General features: G+C 69.8%; 21 protein-coding genes. 9 read left to right on the forward strand and 12 right to left on the reverse strand.

What is annotated here, in order from left to right; all coding sequences use genetic code 11:
- Positions 1-26 precede the first annotated feature (26 nt).
- The 3 genes from ACWGKS_RS03765 (at position 27) to ACWGKS_RS03775 (ending at position 1316) form a co-directional block, all read left to right on the forward strand.
- Complete coding sequence (locus tag ACWGKS_RS03765) at positions 27-416, forward strand: F0F1 ATP synthase subunit epsilon (RefSeq protein ID WP_358512208.1); 390 nt, start codon at positions 27-29, stop codon at positions 414-416.
- Between the two features lie 22 nt (positions 417-438).
- On the forward strand, positions 439-951 hold the full coding sequence (locus ACWGKS_RS03770) for a DUF2550 domain-containing protein (RefSeq protein ID WP_358512206.1): 513 nt from the start codon (positions 439-441) through the stop codon (positions 949-951).
- Positions 952-1016: 65 nt separating this feature from the next.
- The gene (locus ACWGKS_RS03775) at positions 1017-1316 is read left to right on the forward strand and encodes an MTH1187 family thiamine-binding protein (RefSeq protein WP_452521648.1); all 300 of its coding nucleotides are present in this window, start codon (positions 1017-1019) and stop codon (positions 1314-1316) included.
- Here the strand turns inward: ACWGKS_RS03775 and ACWGKS_RS03780 are convergent.
- The 8 genes from ACWGKS_RS03780 to nucS form a co-directional block, all read right to left on the reverse strand.
- Positions 1313-1909, reverse strand: a complete 597-nt coding sequence (locus ACWGKS_RS03780) for a cob(I)yrinic acid a,c-diamide adenosyltransferase (protein ID WP_358512201.1) — start codon at positions 1907-1909, stop codon at positions 1313-1315. The genes ACWGKS_RS03775 and ACWGKS_RS03780 overlap by 4 nt on opposite strands.
- Before the next feature lie 312 nt (positions 1910-2221).
- Positions 2222-3736, reverse strand: a complete 1515-nt coding sequence (locus ACWGKS_RS03785; RefSeq protein ID WP_452521651.1) for a M20/M25/M40 family metallo-hydrolase — start codon at positions 3734-3736, stop codon at positions 2222-2224.
- 231 nt (positions 3737-3967) lie between these two features.
- Positions 3968-4636: a DUF1707 SHOCT-like domain-containing protein gene (locus ACWGKS_RS03790; protein ID WP_358512195.1), complete on the reverse strand. Its 669-nt coding sequence runs from the start codon at positions 4634-4636 to the stop codon at positions 3968-3970.
- A 66-nt stretch (positions 4637-4702) separates the two neighbouring features.
- The gene (locus tag ACWGKS_RS03795) at positions 4703-5341 is read right to left on the reverse strand and encodes a response regulator transcription factor (RefSeq protein ID WP_358512285.1); all 639 of its coding nucleotides are present in this window, start codon (positions 5339-5341) and stop codon (positions 4703-4705) included.
- 27 nt (positions 5342-5368) lie between these two features.
- Complete coding sequence (locus ACWGKS_RS03800) at positions 5369-6634, reverse strand: sensor histidine kinase (protein ID WP_358512283.1); 1266 nt, start codon at positions 6632-6634, stop codon at positions 5369-5371.
- A gap of 5 nt (positions 6635-6639) precedes the next feature.
- On the reverse strand, positions 6640-7506 hold the full coding sequence (locus ACWGKS_RS03805; protein ID WP_358512193.1) for an ABC transporter permease: 867 nt from the start codon (positions 7504-7506) through the stop codon (positions 6640-6642).
- Positions 7503-8369: an ABC transporter ATP-binding protein gene (locus ACWGKS_RS03810; protein ID WP_452521653.1), complete on the reverse strand. Its 867-nt coding sequence runs from the start codon at positions 8367-8369 to the stop codon at positions 7503-7505. The genes ACWGKS_RS03805 and ACWGKS_RS03810 overlap by 4 nt, the downstream gene beginning before the upstream one ends.
- Positions 8370-8486: 117 nt before the next feature.
- Positions 8487-9164 carry an endonuclease NucS gene (nucS, locus tag ACWGKS_RS03815; RefSeq protein ID WP_358512187.1) on the reverse strand — a complete coding sequence of 226 codons (678 nt, stop codon included), beginning with the start codon at positions 9162-9164 and terminating at the stop codon, positions 8487-8489.
- A 94-nt stretch (positions 9165-9258) separates the two neighbouring features.
- Here nucS and ACWGKS_RS03820 point away from each other — a divergent pair, with 94 nt between their 5' ends.
- The 4 genes from ACWGKS_RS03820 to ACWGKS_RS03835 all read left to right on the forward strand — a co-directional run bounded on the left by ACWGKS_RS03820 (position 9259) and on the right by ACWGKS_RS03835 (position 12911).
- The gene (locus tag ACWGKS_RS03820) at positions 9259-10470 is read left to right on the forward strand and encodes an MFS transporter (protein WP_358512184.1); all 1212 of its coding nucleotides are present in this window, start codon (positions 9259-9261) and stop codon (positions 10468-10470) included.
- A gap of 56 nt (positions 10471-10526) precedes the next feature.
- Positions 10527-11735, forward strand: coding sequence for a 3-hydroxyacyl-CoA dehydrogenase (locus ACWGKS_RS03825; RefSeq protein WP_358512182.1), 1209 nt, complete (start codon positions 10527-10529; stop codon positions 11733-11735).
- A 94-nt stretch (positions 11736-11829) separates the two neighbouring features.
- On the forward strand, positions 11830-12153 hold the full coding sequence (locus ACWGKS_RS03830; RefSeq protein ID WP_358512179.1) for an ATP/GTP-binding protein: 324 nt from the start codon (positions 11830-11832) through the stop codon (positions 12151-12153).
- A gap of 26 nt (positions 12154-12179) precedes the next feature.
- Complete coding sequence (locus ACWGKS_RS03835) at positions 12180-12911, forward strand: alpha/beta hydrolase (RefSeq protein ID WP_358512176.1); 732 nt, start codon at positions 12180-12182, stop codon at positions 12909-12911.
- 94 nt (positions 12912-13005) lie between these two features.
- Here ACWGKS_RS03835 and ACWGKS_RS03840 read toward each other — a convergent pair whose 3' ends face one another.
- Positions 13006-14292: a DivIVA domain-containing protein gene (locus ACWGKS_RS03840; RefSeq protein ID WP_452521657.1), complete on the reverse strand. Its 1287-nt coding sequence runs from the start codon at positions 14290-14292 to the stop codon at positions 13006-13008.
- A 413-nt stretch (positions 14293-14705) separates the two neighbouring features.
- Positions 14706-15164, reverse strand: a complete 459-nt coding sequence (mce, locus tag ACWGKS_RS03845; RefSeq protein ID WP_358512170.1) for a methylmalonyl-CoA epimerase — start codon at positions 15162-15164, stop codon at positions 14706-14708.
- 85 nt (positions 15165-15249) lie between these two features.
- Here mce and ACWGKS_RS03850 point away from each other — a divergent pair, with 85 nt between their 5' ends.
- Together ACWGKS_RS03850 and meaB are read left to right on the forward strand one after the other, a co-directional pair.
- Positions 15250-16437 (forward strand): acetyl-CoA C-acetyltransferase, encoded by a 1188-nt coding sequence (locus tag ACWGKS_RS03850; protein ID WP_358512167.1) that lies wholly within the window; start codon positions 15250-15252, stop codon positions 16435-16437.
- 128 nt (positions 16438-16565) lie between these two features.
- Positions 16566-17525, forward strand: a complete 960-nt coding sequence (meaB, locus tag ACWGKS_RS03855; protein WP_358512164.1) for a methylmalonyl Co-A mutase-associated GTPase MeaB — start codon at positions 16566-16568, stop codon at positions 17523-17525.
- Here meaB and ACWGKS_RS03860 read toward each other — a convergent pair.
- Together ACWGKS_RS03860 and ACWGKS_RS03865 are read right to left on the reverse strand one after the other, a co-directional pair.
- On the reverse strand, positions 17494-18333 hold the full coding sequence (locus ACWGKS_RS03860) for an alpha/beta fold hydrolase (RefSeq protein WP_358512161.1): 840 nt from the start codon (positions 18331-18333) through the stop codon (positions 17494-17496). The two genes, meaB and ACWGKS_RS03860, sit on opposite strands and share 32 nt — an antisense overlap.
- Before the next feature lie 237 nt (positions 18334-18570).
- Complete coding sequence (locus tag ACWGKS_RS03865; RefSeq protein ID WP_358512158.1) at positions 18571-20241, reverse strand: glycosyl hydrolase family 18 protein; 1671 nt, start codon at positions 20239-20241, stop codon at positions 18571-18573.
- Positions 20242-20476 lie beyond the last annotated feature (235 nt).

Raw genomic sequence — 20476 nt, forward strand, 5'->3', positions numbered from 1 at the left:
ACCCGCTAGCCGAGGAGTTTGTGACAGTGTCGAAGAAGCTTTTCGTCGAGATCGTCTCTCCCGACCGTGAGGTTTGGGCAGGCGAGGGCGACATGGTCATCGCGAAGACCGTCGAGGGCGAGATCGGCGTCATGCCCGGCCACGTGCCGGTGCTGTCGCTGCTCGCCCAGGACGCGGTCGTTCGCGTGCTGGGGGCCCGAGAGACCGGTGAGGTCAAGGCCGCCGCCCACGGCGGGTACGTCTCGGTGTCGGGTGAGGGTCGGGTCTCCATCCTCGCCGAGACCGCCGAGCTCGCCGAGGACATCGATGTGGACCGTGCGCGTCAGGCTCTGACGAGTGCGACCGAGGAGGGCGACAGTCTCGCCGCCGGGCGTGCCCGCAGCCGTCTGCGCGCCGCCGGCGAGGAAGTCGCCTAGCGAAGCGAAAGAGGCGTGACGAGTGGTGGAGCAGCTGCCGGGAACACCGTGGTCGGAGTCCCTGTGGTGGGTGCTCCTCATCCTCGTCGCCCTCATCGTGGTGGTGGTCCTCGCCGGTGCCCTGCGACGTTTCGTCCTGGTGCGCAGTGGGGGCGCCATCGAGTGTTATCTGCGCGTATGCGGGGGCAAGGGGCGCCGGGGCACCTGGCGTGTCGGTTTCGGCCGGTACGGCACCGGTGGCTTCGGCTGGTACCCCGTCCTCTCGCTCCGACCGCGGCCGACAGTTCGACTGTCGCGCCGCGGTCTCGTCGTTGTGGGGCGTCGTCCCCGGATGGCGGGGAACGAGGGTTCCGGCGCGGAACGGGTGGACGCCTCACTGCCGGCCGATGTGACGGTCCTGGAGATCGGCTGGATCGCCGCGGACGGCGCCGACCCGGAGAAGGCGGTCTACGAGGTGGCCATGGGGGAGCGTCAGCTCACCGGTTTCCTGTCGTGGATCGAGTCGATGCCCCCGGGGACCCACTGGGAGGCCTGAGCCTTCCGGCGATGTCCTGCCCCGCCTGGTTCACACCGGCGGGGCCTCTGTGTTTCCATGGCCGCATGAGTACCATCGTTGCTTTCTCGGTTTCCCCGCTCGGTACAGGTGAGTCCGTCGCGCCCGCGGTGGCGCGCGCGGTCAGGGTCGTACGCGAGAGCGGGCTGCCCAACGAGACCTCCGCGATGTTCACCACCGTCGAGGGTGAGTGGGACGAGGTCATGGACGTGGTCAAACGCGCGGTGGCGGCCGCCGGTGGGGGCGCGTCCCGGGTGAGCGTGACGCTCAAGGTCGATGTCCGGGACGGTGTCACCGACGGCCTGCGCGGTAAGGTCGCCGCCGTCGAGCGCGAGTTGGAGCGCTAACGCTCCCCACCGGGCTTCCAGAGGACTTCGTCGCCCTCCTCGGCCACGTGGCGGCCGAGGATGAACAGCAGGTCCGAGAGTCGGTTGAGGTACTGGGCGGTGAGCGGGTTGACGCTGTCGCCGTGCTCCTCGATCGCGGCCCACACCGAACGTTCGGCCCGTCGCACCACGATGCGCGCGGTGTGCACCAACGCCACGGTGGGGGAGCCGCCGGGCAGGATGAAGCTGCGCAGCGTGGGCAGGTCCGCGTTGTAGGTGTCGCAGGCCTCCTCCAGGCGCTCCACGTACTCGGGGAGGACGCGCAGCGGCGGGTACTCGGGGTCGGCGACGATGGGCGTGGACAGGTCCGCTCCCAGGTCGAAGAGCTCGTTCTGCACCCGGACCAGTAGCGTCCGTACGTCTTCGGGCAGTTCGCCCATGGCCAACGCGACCCCGATGGCGGCGTTGGCCTCCTCGGCGTCGGCGTATCCGACGAGTCGGGTGTCGTTCTTGGAGGTCCTGCTCATGTCGCCGAGCGCCGTGCTTCCGGCGTCTCCGGTCCGGGTGTAGATCTTCGACAGTACGACCGGCTTGTCCGTGTCCCGTTTGGTCATGGGCCTCAGCCTAGGGGAGCGCCCGTCAACGGGGCCTCGCCGGTCCCGTGAGCACGAGATCCTCACTGAGGATAACTGTTCGATATCGGGGGGTGATGATGGCGCGTTTCGCTGATACCTTGAGGAATCAGGGAGCTACGGAAAGTAGTTTCCGGCGGTGTTCGCGCATAATGCCCCCGGACGGGACAGAGGGGGACCGTCCGGGCGGATGGCGCGGGGGGAGACACCGCTGAGGGCGGGTGGCGTGGAACCGGGGGGTTCACGCCACCCGCCCTTTCACCTGTCAGAGCCGGTCGGTGGAGCCGAACACCGCTAGCGCACCCAGGCGTCGCCCAGACGTGGCAGGTCCACCGGGGCCGGGGCGCTGAAGGGCAGCACACCGTTCACCGGCAGCGTGCTCTCGGCGAGGAACTCCACGCCGTGCGCGCCCGCGGCCGACAGTTCGGCCACCGAGTCCCAGTTGACGTTCTCCATCGTGTCGTCCGGCGTGTGGTAGTACGGGTCGAACATCTCGCCCTCGTCACCGCCGTACCACTCGACCTGCTCCTCGGTCTTGATGCCGTCGGCGCCGGAGAACAGACCACCGGAGGGGACGCCCGCCAGCATGAAGGCCGAGTAGTCGCTTCGCCCGCTCAGCACGCCGGGCTCGCTGACCTGGCCCTGGTCCTCGAAGTAGTCCTCGAAGACCTTGGCGATGGCACCGGAGCCGGCGGGGGCGCCACCGGACTCGGGCAGGTCCATGCGGCCGTCCAGGACGAACCGGCCGTAGTTGTGCGAGCCGATCATGTCGAAGTTGAGGTAGAGGGCGATGTCTTCGACCTCCTGCTCGGACAGGCCCGCCACGTACTCGTTGGAGCCGACCAGACCGGACTCCTCGGTGCCCCAGAAGGCGAAACGGACCTTGTTGTTCGGGTCCTCCTTCTCGGCCAGGCGCAGGGCGGTCTCCAGGACGAAGGCGACGCCGCTGCCGTTGTCGTTGATGCCCGGGCCCTCTTCGACGCTGTCCAGGTGGCCGCCGACGACCACCACGTTGTCGTCCTTGCCGCCGGGGGTCTCGGCCAGGACGCTGTAGGAGCTCTCCTGGGTGACCTCCGAGTCCACGGTGACCTGGAGTTCCAGGTCCGAGGTGGTGAGCAGGTCCGCGCCGACCAGGCCGGAGACACCGATGGCCGGGATGCCGGAGGTCTCGCCGACGGTGCCGAGGAAGACCTCGTCCTCGTTGTTGACGACCACGGCGGCCGAGGCACCGGCGTCGGCGGAGTTCTGCACCTTGTCACCGAACGGGCAGGTGCCGCGGAGGGTGATGGCGATCGCGCCCTCGGGGAAGTCGGCGAAGTCGTCGGGGGAGCAGCCGCTCTCCTCGCTGTCGGTGTTGACCGCGACGGCGGGGGCCGTCACGTCACCGGCGCTGGAGTAGCTCATGGTGACGTAGTCCTCGTCGAGCTCGTAGGCGCGCTCGTCCGGGGCGGTCCGGGCGAGCACCGCGGGGGTGTTCTCCCGCCAGGACTCGTAGTCGTACTCGTGGCGGTAGGGCTCGTATCCGGCGCGTTCGAGCTGGTCCTCGATGTACAGGGCCGCGACGTCGTAGCCGGGGGTGGCGCTGGCCCGGTTTCCGCCGTTGTACTCGGCGATGGTGTCGAGGTTGGTCAGGTGGGCCTGGATCGCCTCGGCGGTCACGGCCTCCGACAGGGGCAGCTCGTCGGCGTGGGCCGGGCCGCTCGCCAGGGTGCCCGCGGTGAGGCACAGGGCGGCCACACCCGCGGTGGTGGCTCTGCGCCGTCGGGGTGAGGGGGCCGCGGGCGGCTGCCCGGGATGGTTCGGACGCACGATGCTTCCTCCCGTATGCGGGGGTCCATCGAACCGTGGAATGGGGGATGGACTCGTGGGTGGGCGGGGTACCGCTGAAGCCTCGCACCGCCAGGGGGCGGCGGCAAGGGTGGGTGCGCCACATTGCCACAATCAGCCACAGACCTTACACACGGGTGGGCACTGTGGTTGGATGGACGGCCGAAATCGACCGGAATGTCTCGACCACGGGGGCGGGGTGCGGTCGGGCGGCTACCTCTCGTTCTCGTTCTGGTGCTTGCGCGCCCGGTACTCGACGCCCACGCCGCCCATCACCGCGATCCCACGGATGTGCACGATCGGGGCGCCCGGGTCCACCACGCTGGGGGTGTTCCCCTCGATCCCGAAGCCGCCCATGATCGGCAGGCCGTGCACGCGCACCTGGACGTCGTCGGGGACGATGATCCCGATACCGCCCATCGCCGTGCCGATCCAGATGGTCGTCTCGCGCTGGGTGAACCTGGCCTCGCGCAGGTCGAGTTCGATACCGCCCATCACCGCCACCGCGGTGAACGTGCCCGGGAGGACCCAGTTCCCGGAACGGTCGGCGCCGCCCATCAGTACCAGGGAGGTCCGGCTGCTGGGCGGCATGTCCACGATCCGGCCCGCACCGTAGACGGGACGGGGTGAACGGAAGTCGGTGGGGGCCGGCATGGGCGCGGCGCCGGTGTCCGGCAGGTCTCGGGTGAGGGGGACGAGCTCGCCGAGGGTCTTGGCGCGATAGACCGCGTCCAGACGCTCCCCGTGCTCGTCGGGGTCCAGGCGGCCCTCGGCCAGGGCCTCCCGGAGACGGTGTGCGACGGCGTCACGGTCGGCGTCCGACGCCCGCATCCGTGCGTTGTGGTCCTCGTGGGGGGTGAGTTCGCTCATCGTGTCCACCATAGTTCTATTGTTCCGAGGGTCCGCGGACGCGGCATCCGGGGAATCCCCTGAGAAGGCCCTGAGATCTCACTTGTCGGGGAGCAACCCGCGACGTAGCGCCTGGGAGACCGCCGCGGTCCGGTCGCCCACCCCCAGTTTCTCGTACGCGCGCATCAAGTGGGTTTTGACCGTGGTGGCGCTGATGCGCAGGGCCCGACCGATCGCCGCGTTGGTGTGCCCGTCCGCCGCCAGACGGAGCACCTCCACCTCGCGAGGCGACAGCGCCGCCGGTTTCTCCGGTTCGGGATCGCGCCGCACGCGGGAGAACAGTTTTCCGGCCAGACGCCCACTGAGCACCGTCTCGCCTCGGGCCGCCGAACGAACCGAGTCGGCCAACTCCGCGCGCGGGGTGTCCTTGAGCAGGTAGCCGGTGGCGCCGGCCTCCACCGCGCGCAGGATGTCGGTGTCGGTGTCATAGGTGGTGAGCACCAGCACGTGGACGGCGGGGTGGTCGGCGCGGATCCGTTCGGTGGCCTGCGCCCCGTCACCGCCGGGCATGCGCAGGTCCATCAGGACCACGTCGGGTTCCAGGGCGGCGGCCCGGACCACCGCCTCGGGGCCCGAACCGGCCTCGCCCACGATCTCCAGGTCGGGTTCGGCGCTGAGCATGCCGCGGATGCCCTCACGGACCACGGGATGGTCGTCCACCAGGAGGACGCGGATCATGGTGCGGCCTTCTCTCTGCGACACGGGTCACTCCTCCGCTTCGTCGCGGGGAATGGTGAGACGGACGGTGGTGCCCCGACCGGGCGCACTGTCCAGGTCCAGGATCCCGCCGACCGACCCGGCCCGGTGACGCATGTTCGCCAACCCGTTGCCGTCGCAGGGAAGGGAGACGTCGAAGCCGGCGCCGTCGTCGGCCACCGTCAAGGAGACACCGACGTCGGTGTAGGTGAGCGTGACCCGGGCGCTGTCGGCCTCGGCGTGCTTGCGGACGTTGGCCAGTGCCTCCTGGGCGGTGCGCAGCAGACACACCCGCAGGTCGTTGGAGAGCTCCTCGGGGGAGCCCATGACCGTCGCGGTCACCTCGATGCCCAGTTCGCGGCCGAGGCGTTCCCCGATCCGGGTGAGCGCTCCGTCCAGGTCGTCGCCCTCCACCGTGACCGACCGCCGGGCGGCGACCATCGCGCGTGCCTCGGCCAGGTTCTCGGCGGCGGTCTCGCGCATCAAGGCCAGGTGCCGGCGGGCGGTCGCGGGGTCGGTGTCCAGCTCCGACTCCACCGCCTGGGTGAGGGTGATGATGCTGGTGAACCCCTGGGCGAGGGTGTCGTGCAGCTCCCGGGCCAACCGTTCGCGTTCGGTCATCGCCCCCGCCTGCTCGGACAGCCGGGCGGCCTCCTCGCGGCTTTGGCTCAGCTGTTCGATGAGGATGAAACGCTCGGCGCTCTGGAAGATGATGCGTTCGATCCAGCCACTGAACCACAGGGCGTACCCCAGGATCGCCCCGTTGACCAGCAAGGTGATTCCGACGAACTCCCAGTCCTTGCGGCCCAGCAGCCCCTCCAACAGGGAGGGACACAGCAACAGCACCGCCAGGGTGGGCACGGCGTAGGCGCTGCCCACGGTCATGAACAACGCCGGGGCGATCGCGACCAGCGAGATCAACAGCGTGGGGTTGAGGATGACCGCGGGCAGGGCCGGAAGCAGGAACAGCAGCATCAGACCCAGGGACCGCCGGTTTCCGGGCAGGTCGCTGTCGACGCTGAGCACGGGGCGGGCGAACACGAAGTACACCACCGGGACCGTGGCCATCAGCGCCGCCGTCGCCCATCGCCACCGCTCCGGCCCGCTGATCAGCGCGAGCGCGACCATGGCGAGCATCGCGACGGTGAAGGTGAGATGCCACCAGCGACCCAGATCCCACGCGTGCCACTCGACCGAGGGGCGGGTCTTGCGGCGCCGGGAGCCGGACCCCGGGTCGGCGGTGCCCTCGGCCTCCTCCGCGCCCGGATCCGTCATCACGTTCACCCGTCCTTGCGCGTCTTCCAGCGAAACGTCGTCAGTGTCACGGCCAAGCCCACCACACACCAGATCCCCAGTGCCAGGGCGACCATGGGCAGGTCCCAGGCCCCCGAAGGTTCGAGCGCGGCCATGGCCTCGGGGAAGAACGCGGCGCGCATGCCCTGGGCCATCCACAGCAACGGGAAGAGGGACGCGAGGTTCAGCAGCCATTCCGGCAGGGCCATCACCGGCACGAAGATGCCCGAGACGAACTGCAGGATGAGGAAGGGGAAGGTCACCACGGCCGACGCCGCCTGCGGGGTGCGGGCCAGCGAGCTCACCGCCATACCGAGCAGCGAGCAGGCGATGGTGCCCAGGACGAACACCCACGCCATGATCGCCCACGCCTGCACGGTGGTGGGCAGTGTGGCGTCGAAGAACAGGCGGGCCACCCCCAGGAGAAGGACCACCTGTCCCAGGGCGAGGAACAGCACCAGGATGGTCTTGCCGACGAAGTAGGCGCTGGGCGGCATCGGGGTGCCGCGCAACCGCCGCAGCATGCCGTACTCCCGTTCGGTGGCGATCGAGACGCCCAGGGTCTGGAAGCTGACCGACATCAGGCCCATGGCGATGAGGCCGGGCAGGAAGTAGTCGACGGCGGGCATCCCCATGTCGAAGAACCCGCCCATGACGGTCGCGAACAGGGTGAGGATGACCGTGGGCAGGGCGAAGGTGAACAGGACCCCCTCCCACTCGCGGGAGAAGGTGCGGATCTCCACCCATCCCCGGGACAGACCCAGGCGCAGCGCGCCGGGCGGGCGTCCCCGGGAAGGTGGTGAGGGAAGGGCGGTCGCGGTCGTGGTGGTCGGATCGGTCGTCCGGGCGCTCATCCCGAGACCTCCTCTGTCACGTGGTCGTCCTTGATCATGCCGAGGTAGACCTCCTCCAGGGTGGGACGGCGCACGCTCAGTTCCGGGATCTCACCGACGAAACGGCCGGCCAGTCCCGCGACCACCCGGGTGGGCTCATCGGTGCGGACCTCCCGGCGTTCGCCCTCCTCACGCCAGTGCACGGTGGCCTGGCGAGAGGCCCGCCCGTCGAGGGCCGCGGGGGTGTCGATCGCCCGGACCCGGCCACGCGCCATCACGCACACCCGGTCGGCCAGTGCCTCGGCCTCCTCCAGGTAGTGGGTGGTGAGCACGATGGTGGTTCCGCCGGCGGCCAGGGCCCGGATCAGTCCCCAGAACTCCCGCCGGGCCCGGGGATCGAAGCCGGTGGTGGGTTCGTCCAGGAAGAGGAGTTCGGGGCGGCCGACGATGCCCAGGGCCACGTCCAGGCGGCGCAGTTGCCCACCGGACAGGGACTCGGCGAGTTCGCGGGACTTGTGGGCCAACCCCACCCGCTCGATCACCTCGTCGGGGTCGTCGGCCAGGGGGTAGTAGGCGGCGAAGTGCCGCACGACGTCGCGCACCGGCAGCTTCGGGACGAGGGTCTCCTTCTGCCAGACGACGCCGACCCGGGAGCGCCAGGCGCGCCCCGCCAGGCCGGGGTCCTCACCCAGTACCCGGACCTCCCCGCCGTCACGTCCGCGGAACCCCTCCAGGATCTCGACGGTGGTGGACTTGCCCGCGCCGTTGGGGCCCAGCAGCGCGAAGATCTCACCGCGCTCGATGTCCAGGTCGACGCCGGCGACGGCTTCGGTGTCGCCGTAACGCTTACAGAGGTCGGTGACCTCGATGACCGTATCGCTCATACACCGATCCTCCCGAGAGCCGGAAGGCGGTGGTATCCGCTACGAGGACGGGCCCGTGTCCTCCGATGGGAGGACACGGGCCCGGGGTCTGGAAAGTGCCCTCTCAGGGGCGGGGGATCAGAACAGGCGGAGGGTGTCGGGCTCGATGCCGCGGAGTTCGTCGTAGTCCAGAACCACGCACGAGATGCCGCGGTCCTCGGCCAGGACCTTGGCCTGGGGCTTGATCTCCTGGGCGGCGAACACACCGGTGACCGGGGCCAGGGACGGGTCGCGGTTGAGCAGCTCCAGGTAGCGGGTGAGCTGTTCGACGCCGTCGATGTCGCCGCGTCGTTTCAGTTCCACCGCCACGGTCTTGCTCTCCCCGTCGCGGCACAGGATGTCCACCGGACCGATCGCGGTGGGGTACTCGCGGCGGATGAGCGTGTAACCCTCGCCGAGCGTGGTGATGTGCTCGGCCAGCAGCTCCTGAAGGTGCGCTTCGACCCCGTCCTTTTGCAGGCCGGGATCCTTGCCGAGTTCGTGGGAGGAGTCGTGCATGATCTCCTCCATCGTCAGCACGAGCTTCTCCCCGGACTTGTCGTGCGTGACCGTCCACACGTCCGGGCCGTCCTCGACGGTCTCCTCCCGCAGTTTGCACGGCGGGTTCATCCAGTTCAGCGGCTTGAACGCCCGATCGTCGGCGTGGATGGACACGCTCCCGTCCGCCTTGATGAGGATCAGGCGGGGAGCCATGGGCAGGTGGGCGGTGAGCCGGCCGGCATAGTCGACGCTGCACCGCGCGATGACAAGACGCACGGGACGTCACGTTACCGCTTCCGGTGGGCCCTTGAGGACGGTTCGAGGCGTTCCGGGACGAGACCGAAGACCTCCTCACCCCTAGGCTGTCCGGATGCTCGTGCGCAATCGTTGGGTCGTCCTGTCCATCAGCATGGTCGCGCAGGTGGCGAGCGTCTCGGCGATCTTCGGGATCCCGGTGGTCCTACCGCGGCTGCGCGAGGACTTCGGGGTGAGTACCGCCCAGGCCGGTGTGCTGGCCGGACTGCCGTCCTTCGGGCTGCTGCTCACCCTGCTGGTCTGGGGCGTGGTCATCGACCGAGTGGGGGAGCGCGGCACCATGGCGCTCAGCCTGACCCTGACCGCGGGCACCCTCGGACTGTTGTGGATCGCGCCCGGTCTGTGGTCGGTGGCGGCGGTCTTCCTGCTCCTCGGCGCGGTAGGCGGTCCCGTCAACGCCGCCAGCGGCCGTCTGGTCCTCACCTGGTTCACCGCCGGGGAACGCGGACTGGCGATGGGCATCCGACAATCGGGGTTGCCCGTGGGGGTCGGGATATCCGCGCTGGTACTGCCCGGCGCCGCCGAGGCCTGGGGATTCGTGGGGGCCATGACCCTGCCGGCGTTGCTCGCCCTGGCGGCGGTCCCCCTGGTCCTGGCCATGCCCACGGAACCGCCCCGGACCGAACGATCGCGAAGCACACCGGAAGGCGAGCGGGAGGCCGCGGACGGACCGTCTCGTTCGCCCTACCGGAAGTGGACGATCTGGCGCGTGCACGGAGTGAGCATGCTCCTGGGCGTTCCCCAGGTCACGTTGATGACCTACGCCGTCCTCTACCTCGTGCAGGAACAAGGGTGGGGCGCGCCCGCCGCCGGAGTGGTGGTCGCCGCCGCGCAGGTGCCGGGCGCGGTCGGCCGTCTGGTCCTGGGCGCGGTCTCCGACCGCACCGGTGAACGCATGCGACCCGTCCGAGCCCTCGCCGCGTCCGGCGCCCTCGTCCTGCTCCTGCTCACGTTCCTGCCACCGGCCTGGTCGTGGAGCGCGGTGCCCTTGGTGCTGGTCTGCCTGGTCCTGACCATGTGGCACAACGGGCTGACCTTCACCTCCGTGGCGGAGATCGCCGGAACCGCGTGGGCCGGTCGGGCGCTCGCCGTGCAGAACTGGTTGCAGGCGATCAGCACCACGCTGACCCCACTGCTCATGGCGGTGGTCATCACGGTGGCCGGGCTGCCGTGGGTGTTCGCGGTGGGCGCGGTGTTCGCCGCGGCGGCGATCGCGGTCGTTCCGGCCGGTCGCCGATCGTCCCCCGGGCCGACTACCAACGAGTAGGACGGAAGGGGTACCGGTGCGCGGTCTCGTGGTTCGAGGCGTCTAAAGTGGGGCCCATGGTGCAGGAATTCAAGAAGGTCGGCGTCGTTGGACTGGGCACGATGGGTGCGGGCATCGCTGAGGTGTTCGCCCGTGCGGGCTTCAATGTCGTCGGGGTCGAGATCGACCAGGCCGCCCTCGACCGCGGCCGAGGTCACGTGGACAAGTCCCTCTCTCGCGCGGTCGAAAAGGGCAAACTCACCGAGGAGGAACGCTCCGAGATCGACGCGCGCTTCACGTTCAGCGCGTCCCGCGAGGACCTGGCCGACGTGGACTTCGTCGTCGAGGCCGTCCCCGAGCGCATGGACATCAAGCGCGACGTGTTCGGCGACCTCGACCGGATCTGCGCTCCCGGCACGATCCTGGCGACCAACACGTCCTCGTTGTCGGTCACCGAGATCGCCGCGCTGACCGACCGCCCCGAGAAGGTCGTCGGTCTGCACTTCTTCAACCCGGCCCCGGTCATGAAGCTGGCCGAGGTCATCACCACCGTCTCCACCGCCGACGAGACCGTCGACGTCGTCACCGAGGTCGCCAAGCGCGTCGGCAAGACCCCGATCACGGTCGGCGACCGCGGCGGTTTCGTGGCCAACGCCCTGCTGGTGCCCTACATCAACGACGGCATCCGCCTCTACGAGCGGCGGATCGCCACCCGTGAGGAGATCGACGAGTCCGTCAAGAAGGCCGCCGGCCTGCCGATGGGCCCGCTCACCCTCGCCGACCTGGTCGGCCTGGACGTGTGCCTGGCCGTCATGGACGTGCTGTGGGATGAGTTCCACGACCCGCGCTACTCCGCCTCCCCGCTGCTGCGCCGCATGGTCGCCGCCGGCCGCCTCGGCCGCAAGACCGGACAGGGCTTCTACAAGGGCAAGGACGACGCCCCCGAGCCGCAGCGCACCGGTCGTCTCGCCCAGATGGTCCGCGAGGAGGAGACCCTCGACATCGGCGAGATGCTTATCGCGGCGCAGATCGACGACGCCATGCGCATGATCGGCGACGGTTACGCCTCCGCCAAGGACGTCGACACCGCCCTGCGGTTCGGCTGCGGCTACCCGAAGGGTCCGACCGAACTCCTGGAGGACCGCGGCGCCGAGTCTGTCATCACCACCCTGGTGTCGATGGGCGAGTACAGCCTCACCACCATCGCGGTGCCCGCCCCGCTGCTCATGGATCGCCTGCCCGACGTGGAGGAGTCCGAGGGCCACGGCGGCTGCGCCTGCCACTGAGCGGTGTCCACTCAGCGCCTCCGCCTCACCTCGGCCGTCATCGCACCCCAGGGTGTGATGGCGGCCACTGTCGTCTCTCTTCTACCCTTGAACGGTGAGCCCGCGCCGAAACAGCCCCCGCCGTAAGTCCGGCCGCAAGTCGGCGGCCGGTCCCCCCGACGAGGACGCCCTCATGCTGCGTATCTCCGGGGGGCAACGCCGCGAGACCGGACCGGACGGTGAGTACGTCACCCGTCGCATACCCGGATCGGCCGCCACCAAGGTCTACCGTTGTCCCGGTTGCGCCCAGGAGATCCCCACCGGTATGCCGCACGTGGTCGCCTGGCGCCCCTACGGCGACGGCGGCGATCGGCGTCACTGGCACTCCTCCTGTTGGGAACGGCGCTCCCACCGCTCACCCAGGGCCCCCCGATACTGATTCCGGACCCCACCGAAGAAGGAGCCATGGAGATCCGAGCCACCACGGTGCTGCCCGCCGATCGGCGCCCCATCACCCTGCACACCGCCGACGGCCTCGAACTGGTCGGGGAACTGGCGATGCCCGAGGGTGGGAAGCCGGCCGCCACCATCGTGTGCCTGCACCCGCTGCCCACCGCCGAGGGCATGATGGACAGCCACGTGCTGCGCAAGGCGTCCTTCCGGCTGCCGGCGTTGGCCAACATCGCGGTCCTTCGGTTCAACACCCGGGGCACCACCTCCCGGCACGGCACCAGCCAGGGCGAGTTCGGCGAGGGAGAGACCGAGAAGCACGACGTGCTCGCCGCGATCGAGTTCACCGAGTTCGAGGAACTCCCCCGACCCTGGCTCCTGGGCTGGTCCTTCGGTACCGAACTCGCGCTCAAGTGGGGCTGCGACCCCCAGGTGAAGGGCGCCATCCTGCTGTCCCCACCCCTGCACCGGGCCGACGAGTCGGACATGGCGGTGTGGGCCGAGTCCGGTAAGCCGGTGGTGGCGCTGGTCCCCGAACACGACGACTACCTCAAGCCCGACGAGGCACGTGAACGCTTCGCCCCGCTAACCCGGGCGGAGATCATCGGGGTGGACGGAGCCAAGCACCTGTGGGTCGGTGAACCCTATGTGCGCCGAGTCCTCGACGAGATCGTCCAACGGGTCAACCCCGAGGCGTCTCCGCTGCCCACCGAGTGGGATGGCCCCTGGGAGAAGGACACCGTGTAGCCTCGCGCCTCCACACATGACGAAGGGCCCGGAACCCCCGCGGGGGACCCGGGCCCTTCACCGTGTCAGACGGTCACGGCCACGAAGGTCGTGACTACTCCTGCCACCAGTCCTCGTCGTCGGCGCCCTTACCGGAGTGGGCCGGCTGCTTGGCCTCCTCGGCCGGAGCCGCCGGAGCGGGCTCCTGCTGGATGGCCGCGGGCGCGGCGGCGGCCGGAGCGGCCGGCGCCGGAGCGGCGCCACCGCCACCGAGCAGCTGACGCAGCTGCTGCAGGTGCGACTGGATGCTGTCGCGCTGGCGGTTGAGCTCCTCGACCTCCTTCTTGGCGATGGCCATGATGCGGTTGGCCTCCGCCTTGGAGTCGGAGACCTGGTGCTCGGCCTTGGCCTTGGCGTCGGCGTCGATCTGGCCGGCGTTCTTCTTGGCGTTGCCGACCAGCGTCTTGGCGTGGTTCTCGGCCTCGCGGCGGGTGTGCTCGGCCTGCTGGCTGGCCTTGGTGGCGCGCTCCTCGGCGCTACGGGCGCGCTCCTCGGCCTCGCTGACCATCTGCTGGGTGGCGGCCTGGGCGGCGGCCAGACGCTCGGCGTCCTGACGCTCGGCCTCGGCACGACGGTCGGCCAGCTGCAGCTCGAACTGGTCCTCGGTCTCGGTACGGCGGGCCTCGGACTCGGCGTAGGCGCGCTCGGCGTTCTTGCGCAGCTCCTCGGCCTGGCTCTTGGCGGACTGGATCGTCTCGTCGCGCTCGCGCTTGGCCGCGGCGCGGGCCTGGGCGCACTCACGCTCGGTGGTGGTGCGCAGCTTGGCGATCTCGCCCTCGAAGGTGGCGCGCTTCTCGGCGATCTCGTGGTCGACGGCGGAGCGCTTCTTCTGGACCTCGCGCTCGGTGGTGGAGGCCAGCTCGTCGGCCTCACGGCGGGCCGTGGTGCTGATCTCCTCCGCCTCGGACTCGGCGGACTGGCGCTGTTCGTCGGCCTCGCGCTGGGCGAGCGTGCGGACCTCGGTGGCCTCGGACTCCGCGGCGGCGCGCATCTCCGCGGCCTCGATCTTGGCGGCCGAACGAATGTCGTTGGCGTCGATCTGGGCGCCCTGGACGAGCTCGTTGGCCTGTTCCTCGGCCAGACGGAGCAGCTCCTCGATGCGCGAGCCCAGACCGGAGTAGGTGGGACGCTCGCGCTCCTGGAGCTGGCGCTGCTTGGAGTTCAGCTCGGCCTTGTACTTCTCGGCCGCGCCGTTGGCCTCCTTGACCTCGTGGCGGAGCCCGTCGAGGTAGTCCTGCACCTGGTTGCGGTCAAAGCCACGCAACACCACGTCGAACTCGGGCGGAGCGTTGTCTTCGTCGAAGATGTTGTTGAGCTGGGTGTCGATGTTGTTTGACGACATGTGGCGGAATCCTGAACGGGTGCGAGACGGCTACTTGTACTTGCGTACTGCCGGGGACGGCAGGAGGGAACTGCGGTGCCCCCGGGACGGTGTGAGTCCGAGGTACGTGCGCCGAGGGTGTGGGCGGATGGGTGCGATGGTCGACTCCGCCCGGATACGAGGGCCGATCCGGTCGGTGTCGTTGGTGGTTATGGCCGCCCCGGTTCACGACCGGACTGCAAGACATGGACCAACGCCGGAAGAAAAGTACATCCGGCAGCTAGCCGACTTTATCAAGCGTGCAACACCGGGGAAGGGGGTTTGGTGTAACTTCCGGTGGGGTCCAAGGTCGGCCGCTCTCGCGGAAGTCAATACGTGATGCGTTCGGGACGTCACCGTGACTTCGTCGGCCCGGTCGATCATGGGGCGTTCCCTCAGTGCGAGCCTTGCACCAATTCGGTCAGAACGCCACCGCAGTCCTTCGGGTGAAGGAAAACGATCCGTGAACCGGCGGTGCCGGCGCGCGGTTCGGCGTCCAGGACCCGTACCCCGCGCTCACCGATCCCCGCCGCGCTCGCGGCCACGTCGGCGGTGCCGAACGCGAGGTGGTGCACGCCCTCGCCGTTGCGCTCCAGGAACTTGGCGACGGGGGAGTCGTCGCGGGTCGGCTCCAGCAGTTGGAGGTAGGTGGCGCCGCCGTCGTCGGTGCCGTTGACCCGCAGCATCGCCTCGCGTACACCCTGCTCCTCGTTCACCTCCTCGTGCTCGACCTCGAAGCCGTACGTGCGCCGGTAGAAATCAATGGAGGCGTCCAGGTCCTTGCAGGCGATACCCACGTGGTCCAGACGGGTCAGCCCGGAGAACGGGCCGGTGGGAACGGGTGCGTCGCTCACGGGTGAACCTCTCGAACGTCGATGTGATCCGTGTGGGTATCGTTGCAGACCAGGTGCGTCACCCATCACTTGGAGGCCAGTTAAGATGCCCGGTTCCGTCATCGTCGGTGGGGCACGGACCCCCACCGGCAGACTCCTCGGCTCCCTCGCCGGGTTCTCCGCCGCAGACCTGGGCGGCTTCGCGATCAAGGCCGCCCTGGAGCGCGCCGGCATCAGCGGTGAACAGGTCGGATACGTGGTCATGGGACAGGTGTTGCAGGCCGGCGCCGGCCAGATCCCGTCCCGTCAGGCCGCCGTCAAGGGCGGCATCCCCATGGACGTCCCCTCGGTGACCATCAACAAGGTCTGCCTGTCGGGTCTGGACGCGATCGCCCTCGCCGACCAGCTCATCGGCGCGGGCGAGTTCGACGTCGTGGTCGCCGGCGGCATGGAGTCCATGACCAACGCCCCGCACCTGCTGCCCAAGTCCCGTAAGGGCTACAAGTACGGCTCCATCGAGGTCCTGGACGCCACCGCGCACGACGGCCTCACCGACTCCTTCGAGGGCGACTCCATGGGCGCCTCCACCGAGCGCCACAACGGCAAGCTCGGCATCGAGCGCCCCGAGCAGGACGCCTTCGCCGCCCGCTCGCACCAACGCGCCGCCGCCGCGGCCGAGAAGGGCCTGTTCGACGAGGAGATCGTCCCCGTCGAGATCCCGCAGCGAAAGGGCGACCCGGTCGTCTTCTCGCATGACGAGGGCGTTCGCGCGGACACCACGGCCGAGAGCCTGGGCAGGTTGCGTCCGGCCTTCGACCGCGAGGGCACCATCACCGCCGGTTCCTCCTCGCAGATCTCCGACGGCGCCGCCGTGGTGGTCGTGATGAGCCGGGCCAAGGCCGAGGAGCTCGGCGCCCCGATCCTCGCCGAGATCGGTGCGCACGGAAACGTGGCCGGCCCCGACAACTCCCTGCACTCCCAGCCCTCCAACGCCATCAAGCACGCCCTGGGCAAGGCGGGCAAGAAGGTGGAGGACCTGGACCTCATCGAGATCAACGAGGCGTTCGCCGCGGTGGGCCTGAAGTCCACCGAGGACCTCGGCGTCTCCGAGGACATCGTCAACGTCAACGGCGGCGCCATCGCGATCGGTCACCCGATCGGCGCCTCCGGTGCCCGTATCGCCCTGCACCTGGTGCACGAGCTGCGCCGGCGCGGCGGTGGCCTGGGTGCCGCGGCCCTGTGCGGCGGCGGTGGCCAGGGCGACGCCCTGCTGTTCTCGGTGCCCGCCGAGTAACTCCCGAACGACGTCCGAACGAATCTGTGCGGCCAGGGCCACCCCCGAACGGTCGCACGGCGCACCTGTCCACCGCGGGGCGGAAGGCCATGAGCCTCCGCCCCGCGCGGTACTTCCCGAGGAGTCACATGAACGCCCCCCAGCTGGTCGAACGGGTCCGCGGTGGTGACCGCAGGGCCCTGGCCCGCGCGATCACCCTGGTGGAGAACGGCGCCGAGGGACTGCGTCCCATCATGGCGGGGTTGGCGCCCCACACCGGTCGGGCCCATGTGGTCGGCTTCACCGGGTCGCCGGGGGTGGGCAAGTCCACCACCACCAACGCCGTGGTGCGCGCCGCGAGGGCCCAGGGCAGGTCGGTCGCGGTCCTGGCGGTGGACCCCTCCTCGCCCTTCACCGGCGGAGCTCTGTTGGGTGACCGGGTGCGGATGCAGGAGCACTCCGCCGACCCCGAGGTGTACATCCGTTCCATGGCCAACCGGGGCCATCTGGGCGGGCTGTCGTGGGCGACGCCGCACGCGCTGCGGGTGCTGGACGCGGCCGGGTTCGACGTCATCCTCGTGGAGACCGTGGGAGTGGGCCAGTCGGAGGTCGACATCGCGAGCCAGGCGGACACCACCGTGGTGTTGAGCGCCCCAGGGATGGGCGACGCGGTCCAGGCCGCCAAGGCCGGGGTGCTAGAGGTCGGCGACGTGTTCGCGATCAACAAGGCCGACCGGGACGGCGCCAGGTCGACCCTGCGCGAACTGCGTCAGATGATCGCGATGAAGGACCGCACCGACCACGAGTGGAAGCCGCCGATCGTCATGACGGTGGCCTCCCAGGACGAGGGCGTGGGTGAGCTGTGGGAGCGCGTCGAACAGCACTTCGCCCACCTGGAGTCCTCCGGTGAGCTGGCCGAACGACGCCGTGCCCGCGCGCGGGGCGAGGTCGAGGCCATCGTGCTGGAGTTGCTGCGCGCACGCCTGGGCGGGGTGGGGGCCGACGGCGGCCTGGACACCCTGGCCCATGAGGTGGCCGTGGGAGATCGCGACCCCTACACCGCCGCCGACCTGCTGCTCAAGGAGTTGGGCGCCGACCCGCTTCCGTGACCGGGGCGAGGACCTCGCGCAGGACACCGGCGAACCCGTTCGGGTCCTCCACGAACCCCCCGTGGTCCCCTGGGAACACCACGGGGACGGTGCCGAGCAATTCCGCCAAGGCCCGGGTGGTCCGGTCGGTGATCAGACCACCCGAGGCCGCCCCCAACGCGGGGACCACCCGTGCGGACCCGGCGGTGATCCGCGCGGGGTCGACCCGGTGGTGGACGGTGCCCCGGAGTTCGTGGACGTAGAACCGGCGGTCGTTCGGATCGTCCTCTTCCCCGGCGGGGTTCGCGTCGGGCCCCGCCGCGTCCTCCTCGGACGTGGGGAAGCCCGCGTTGGCCATGAACCGGCGCCACGCCGCCCCCGCGCCGTCCCGATGGTAGGTCGCGATGATCTCCTCGGTGATCGCGAACTGTTCCTCCGCCTCCGGCAGCAGTCCGAGCAGCGGGGGCTCGTGTGCCACGATGACGCGGGCGCGGTCGGGGTGGCGCTCGGCCAGCGCCAGGGTGGTCACGGCGCCGCCGCTGGAACCGAGGAAGTCGGCCTCGGCGACACCCAGATGGTCCAAGAGCGCGACGAGGTCGTCCGCGCGCGCCTCGGGGGTGGAATCCTGGTCGGGGTCGTCGAGCACGCTACGACCGATGCCCCTCGGATCGTGGGTGAGCACGGTGTGGGTGGTGGCGAGCGCCTCCGCCAACGGCCCGAACATGTCGGCCCCCATGGGCGCCCCGGTCAGGACCAAGAGGGGCCCCTCGCCTTGGACCTCGTGGTAGAGGACTCCGTCCGGGGTCTTCAGTGTGTGCGTGCCGGTCATCTCCGAGTCCCTTCGGTCAGGGTCGTCGCCGCGGACGACCTCACCCGTATGGACCGTTGTTCCCCGCCGAACTCATCGCCCACCCGGCGAGTTTTCCGTCCGGAGAGGTTCCCGTGAAGGGGCCGGGGCGGACCGTCGCACGTCGGTCCACCCCGGCCGGGCGGCGGTGCTCCCCGGATCAGAGCACCGACGCCGTCACGACCCGTTCGGCTCCCGGCCGAACGGGAGTCTTCTCGCCTATCCGCCCAACGCCGCGTCGATCGCGGTGATGAGGCTTCCGTCGGCGTCGTCGCCGTCGATGGACCAGATCATGACGCCGCCCAGGTCGTTGTCCAGGGCCCAGTCGGTCTTCTGCGTCATGGCGACCTCGTCGTCGTAGGTCCAGAAGGTCTCGCCGTCGTAGAGCCACGCGGTACCGAGATCGTCGTCGCGGTGTACCTCGAAGCCGCTCAGATCCTTGAGGGCCTTCCAGTCCTCGGTGCCGTCCGCGTAGGTGCCGGGGGCGGGCCCTTCAGCGGACTGGAACAGCCCGTCGTCGTTCGGCCCGGGCTCCACGCCCGTCCACCCCTGGCCGTAGAACGGCACGCCCAGAACGATCTTGGCGGGGTCGACCCCGCGCTCCAGGTACGCCTGGAGGTTGGTCTCGGCGGAGATCACGTCACCGGGGTCGTTCGGGTCGGGCGCCAGGTTGGACTGGTGATTGGTGACCGTCTCCCAGGTGCCGTGGTAGTCGTAGCCCTGCACGGTGACGAAGTCGAAGTCGGTCATGACCTCGTCCAGCTCGTAGCCGGTGTCCAGTCGCCAGGCGCCCGCGGGCATGAACGAACTCAGTTCGAAGTGCCGGCCGGTCTCCTCGCCCAACTCGTCGAGCTGTTCGCGGAACTCGCGGACCAGGGCGGTGAAGTTCTCCCGGTCCTCGGGTCGCACCACGTTGTCGGGGTGGCCGTCGGATCCGGGCCACTCCCAGTCCAGGTCGATGCCGTCGAAGATCCCGTAGGCGACGCCCTCGCCACCGGTGCCGTCGATCTCGGGGAGGTTCCCGCGCAGGTACAGGTCCACGCAGGAGCTCACCAGACGCTCACGGGACTCGGGGGTCGACACCGCGTCGGAGAAGTTCTTGGACCAGTTCCAGCCGCCCAGGGAGATGTCGACGGCCAGCTCCGGATACAGCTCCTTGAGCTTGCGCAGCTGGTTGAAGTTGCCGCGCAGGGGCTGGCCGGGACCGTCCGCGGCACCGTCGACGCTCTCCGAGGCGGGGACCACCCGGCCGTAGTCGGCGAGGGCGTCGCCCTCCTCGGGCTCGTCGGTCATGAAGCACTCGCCGTCGGTGCTCACGTTGCCGAACGCGTAGTTGATGTGGGTCAGCTTGTCGGCGCTGCCCGATTCCACCAGGTCACGGACGTGGTAGTCGCGTTCCCGCGGGCCCCACTGGGTGAAGTAGGCGACGTTCATCGCGTCGTGCCCGGGGCCGGGGGAGGGGGTGCCCGCGCAGTTCGCGCCGTTGATCGTGCAGTCCGACAGGTGGGTGGCGCCATCGGAGTGGACGCCGTTGAACGCGAAGCCGTAGGTGCCGCCGGCGGGGACGACCGCGCCCCAGTGCGGGGGAGTGACGGTGTAGCCCTCCCCCGAGGAACCCGTGAGGGAGGCGTTCCACAGTTCGTGGACCGCGCTGCCCTCGGGGAGGTCGAATTCGAGGGTCCAGTCGACGAGGTCGGTGTCGGAGGCGTTGTGGACGGTGATCTCGCCGGTGTAGCCGGTGTTCCAGCGGGCCGACTCCACGTAGGTCACGGTGAGGTCGGAGGCGTCGGCCTCCTGCGCGGCCGCGGGGGACGAGGCCAGTGCGAGCGGTACCGCGAGAACCGCCGCGGCGGGAACCGCGAGTGTGTTCCTGAGTCGTCGTGCGCTCACGTCGGGGTCTCCTGGGGGGCTTGTCAGCGGCCGAGTGTGGGGGCGGGGCCGTACTGACGTGGGGGGATTAATTTTTAGGAAACTTAACTAATAATTCCGGGCGGCGTCAACGCCCGCGCGACGGGTTTCTTGGGACGATCCGCGAAGTCGCAGGTCGCCGGTGGGATTTTCGAGGACGGTCGGATCCGTACCCGCTTCGCGGCGGGACCCGGTGCCGAGCGCACCGCCTAGAGTG

The organism is Nocardiopsis sp. NPDC055879 (assembly GCF_053615935.1).

Coding starts and splice junctions, on each gene's coding strand:
- ACWGKS_RS03775 (WP_452521648.1), top strand. CDS start 1,017: ATGAGTACCATCGTTGCTTTCTCGGTTTCCCCGCTCGGTACAGGTGAG.
- ACWGKS_RS03780 (WP_358512201.1), bottom strand. CDS start 1,909: ATGACCAAACGGGACACGGACAAGCCGGTCGTACTGTCGAAGATCTAC.
- ACWGKS_RS03790 (WP_358512195.1), bottom strand. CDS start 4,636: ATGGTGGACACGATGAGCGAACTCACCCCCCACGAGGACCACAACGCA.
- ACWGKS_RS03795 (WP_358512285.1), bottom strand. CDS start 5,341: ATGATCCGCGTCCTCCTGGTGGACGACCATCCCGTGGTCCGTGAGGGC.
- ACWGKS_RS03800 (WP_358512283.1), bottom strand. CDS start 6,634: ATGACGGATCCGGGCGCGGAGGAGGCCGAGGGCACCGCCGACCCGGGG.
- ACWGKS_RS03805 (WP_358512193.1), bottom strand. CDS start 7,506: ATGAGCGCCCGGACGACCGATCCGACCACCACGACCGCGACCGCCCTT.
- ACWGKS_RS03810 (WP_452521653.1), bottom strand. CDS start 8,369: ATGAGCGATACGGTCATCGAGGTCACCGACCTCTGTAAGCGTTACGGC.
- ACWGKS_RS03820 (WP_358512184.1), top strand. CDS start 9,259: ATGCTCGTGCGCAATCGTTGGGTCGTCCTGTCCATCAGCATGGTCGCG.
- ACWGKS_RS03825 (WP_358512182.1), top strand. CDS start 10,527: ATGGTGCAGGAATTCAAGAAGGTCGGCGTCGTTGGACTGGGCACGATG.
- ACWGKS_RS03835 (WP_358512176.1), top strand. CDS start 12,180: ATGGAGATCCGAGCCACCACGGTGCTGCCCGCCGATCGGCGCCCCATC.
- ACWGKS_RS03840 (WP_452521657.1), bottom strand. CDS start 14,292: ATGTCGTCAAACAACATCGACACCCAGCTCAACAACATCTTCGACGAA.
- ACWGKS_RS03850 (WP_358512167.1), top strand. CDS start 15,250: ATGCCCGGTTCCGTCATCGTCGGTGGGGCACGGACCCCCACCGGCAGA.
- meaB (WP_358512164.1), top strand. CDS start 16,566: ATGAACGCCCCCCAGCTGGTCGAACGGGTCCGCGGTGGTGACCGCAGG.
- ACWGKS_RS03860 (WP_358512161.1), bottom strand. CDS start 18,333: ATGACCGGCACGCACACACTGAAGACCCCGGACGGAGTCCTCTACCAC.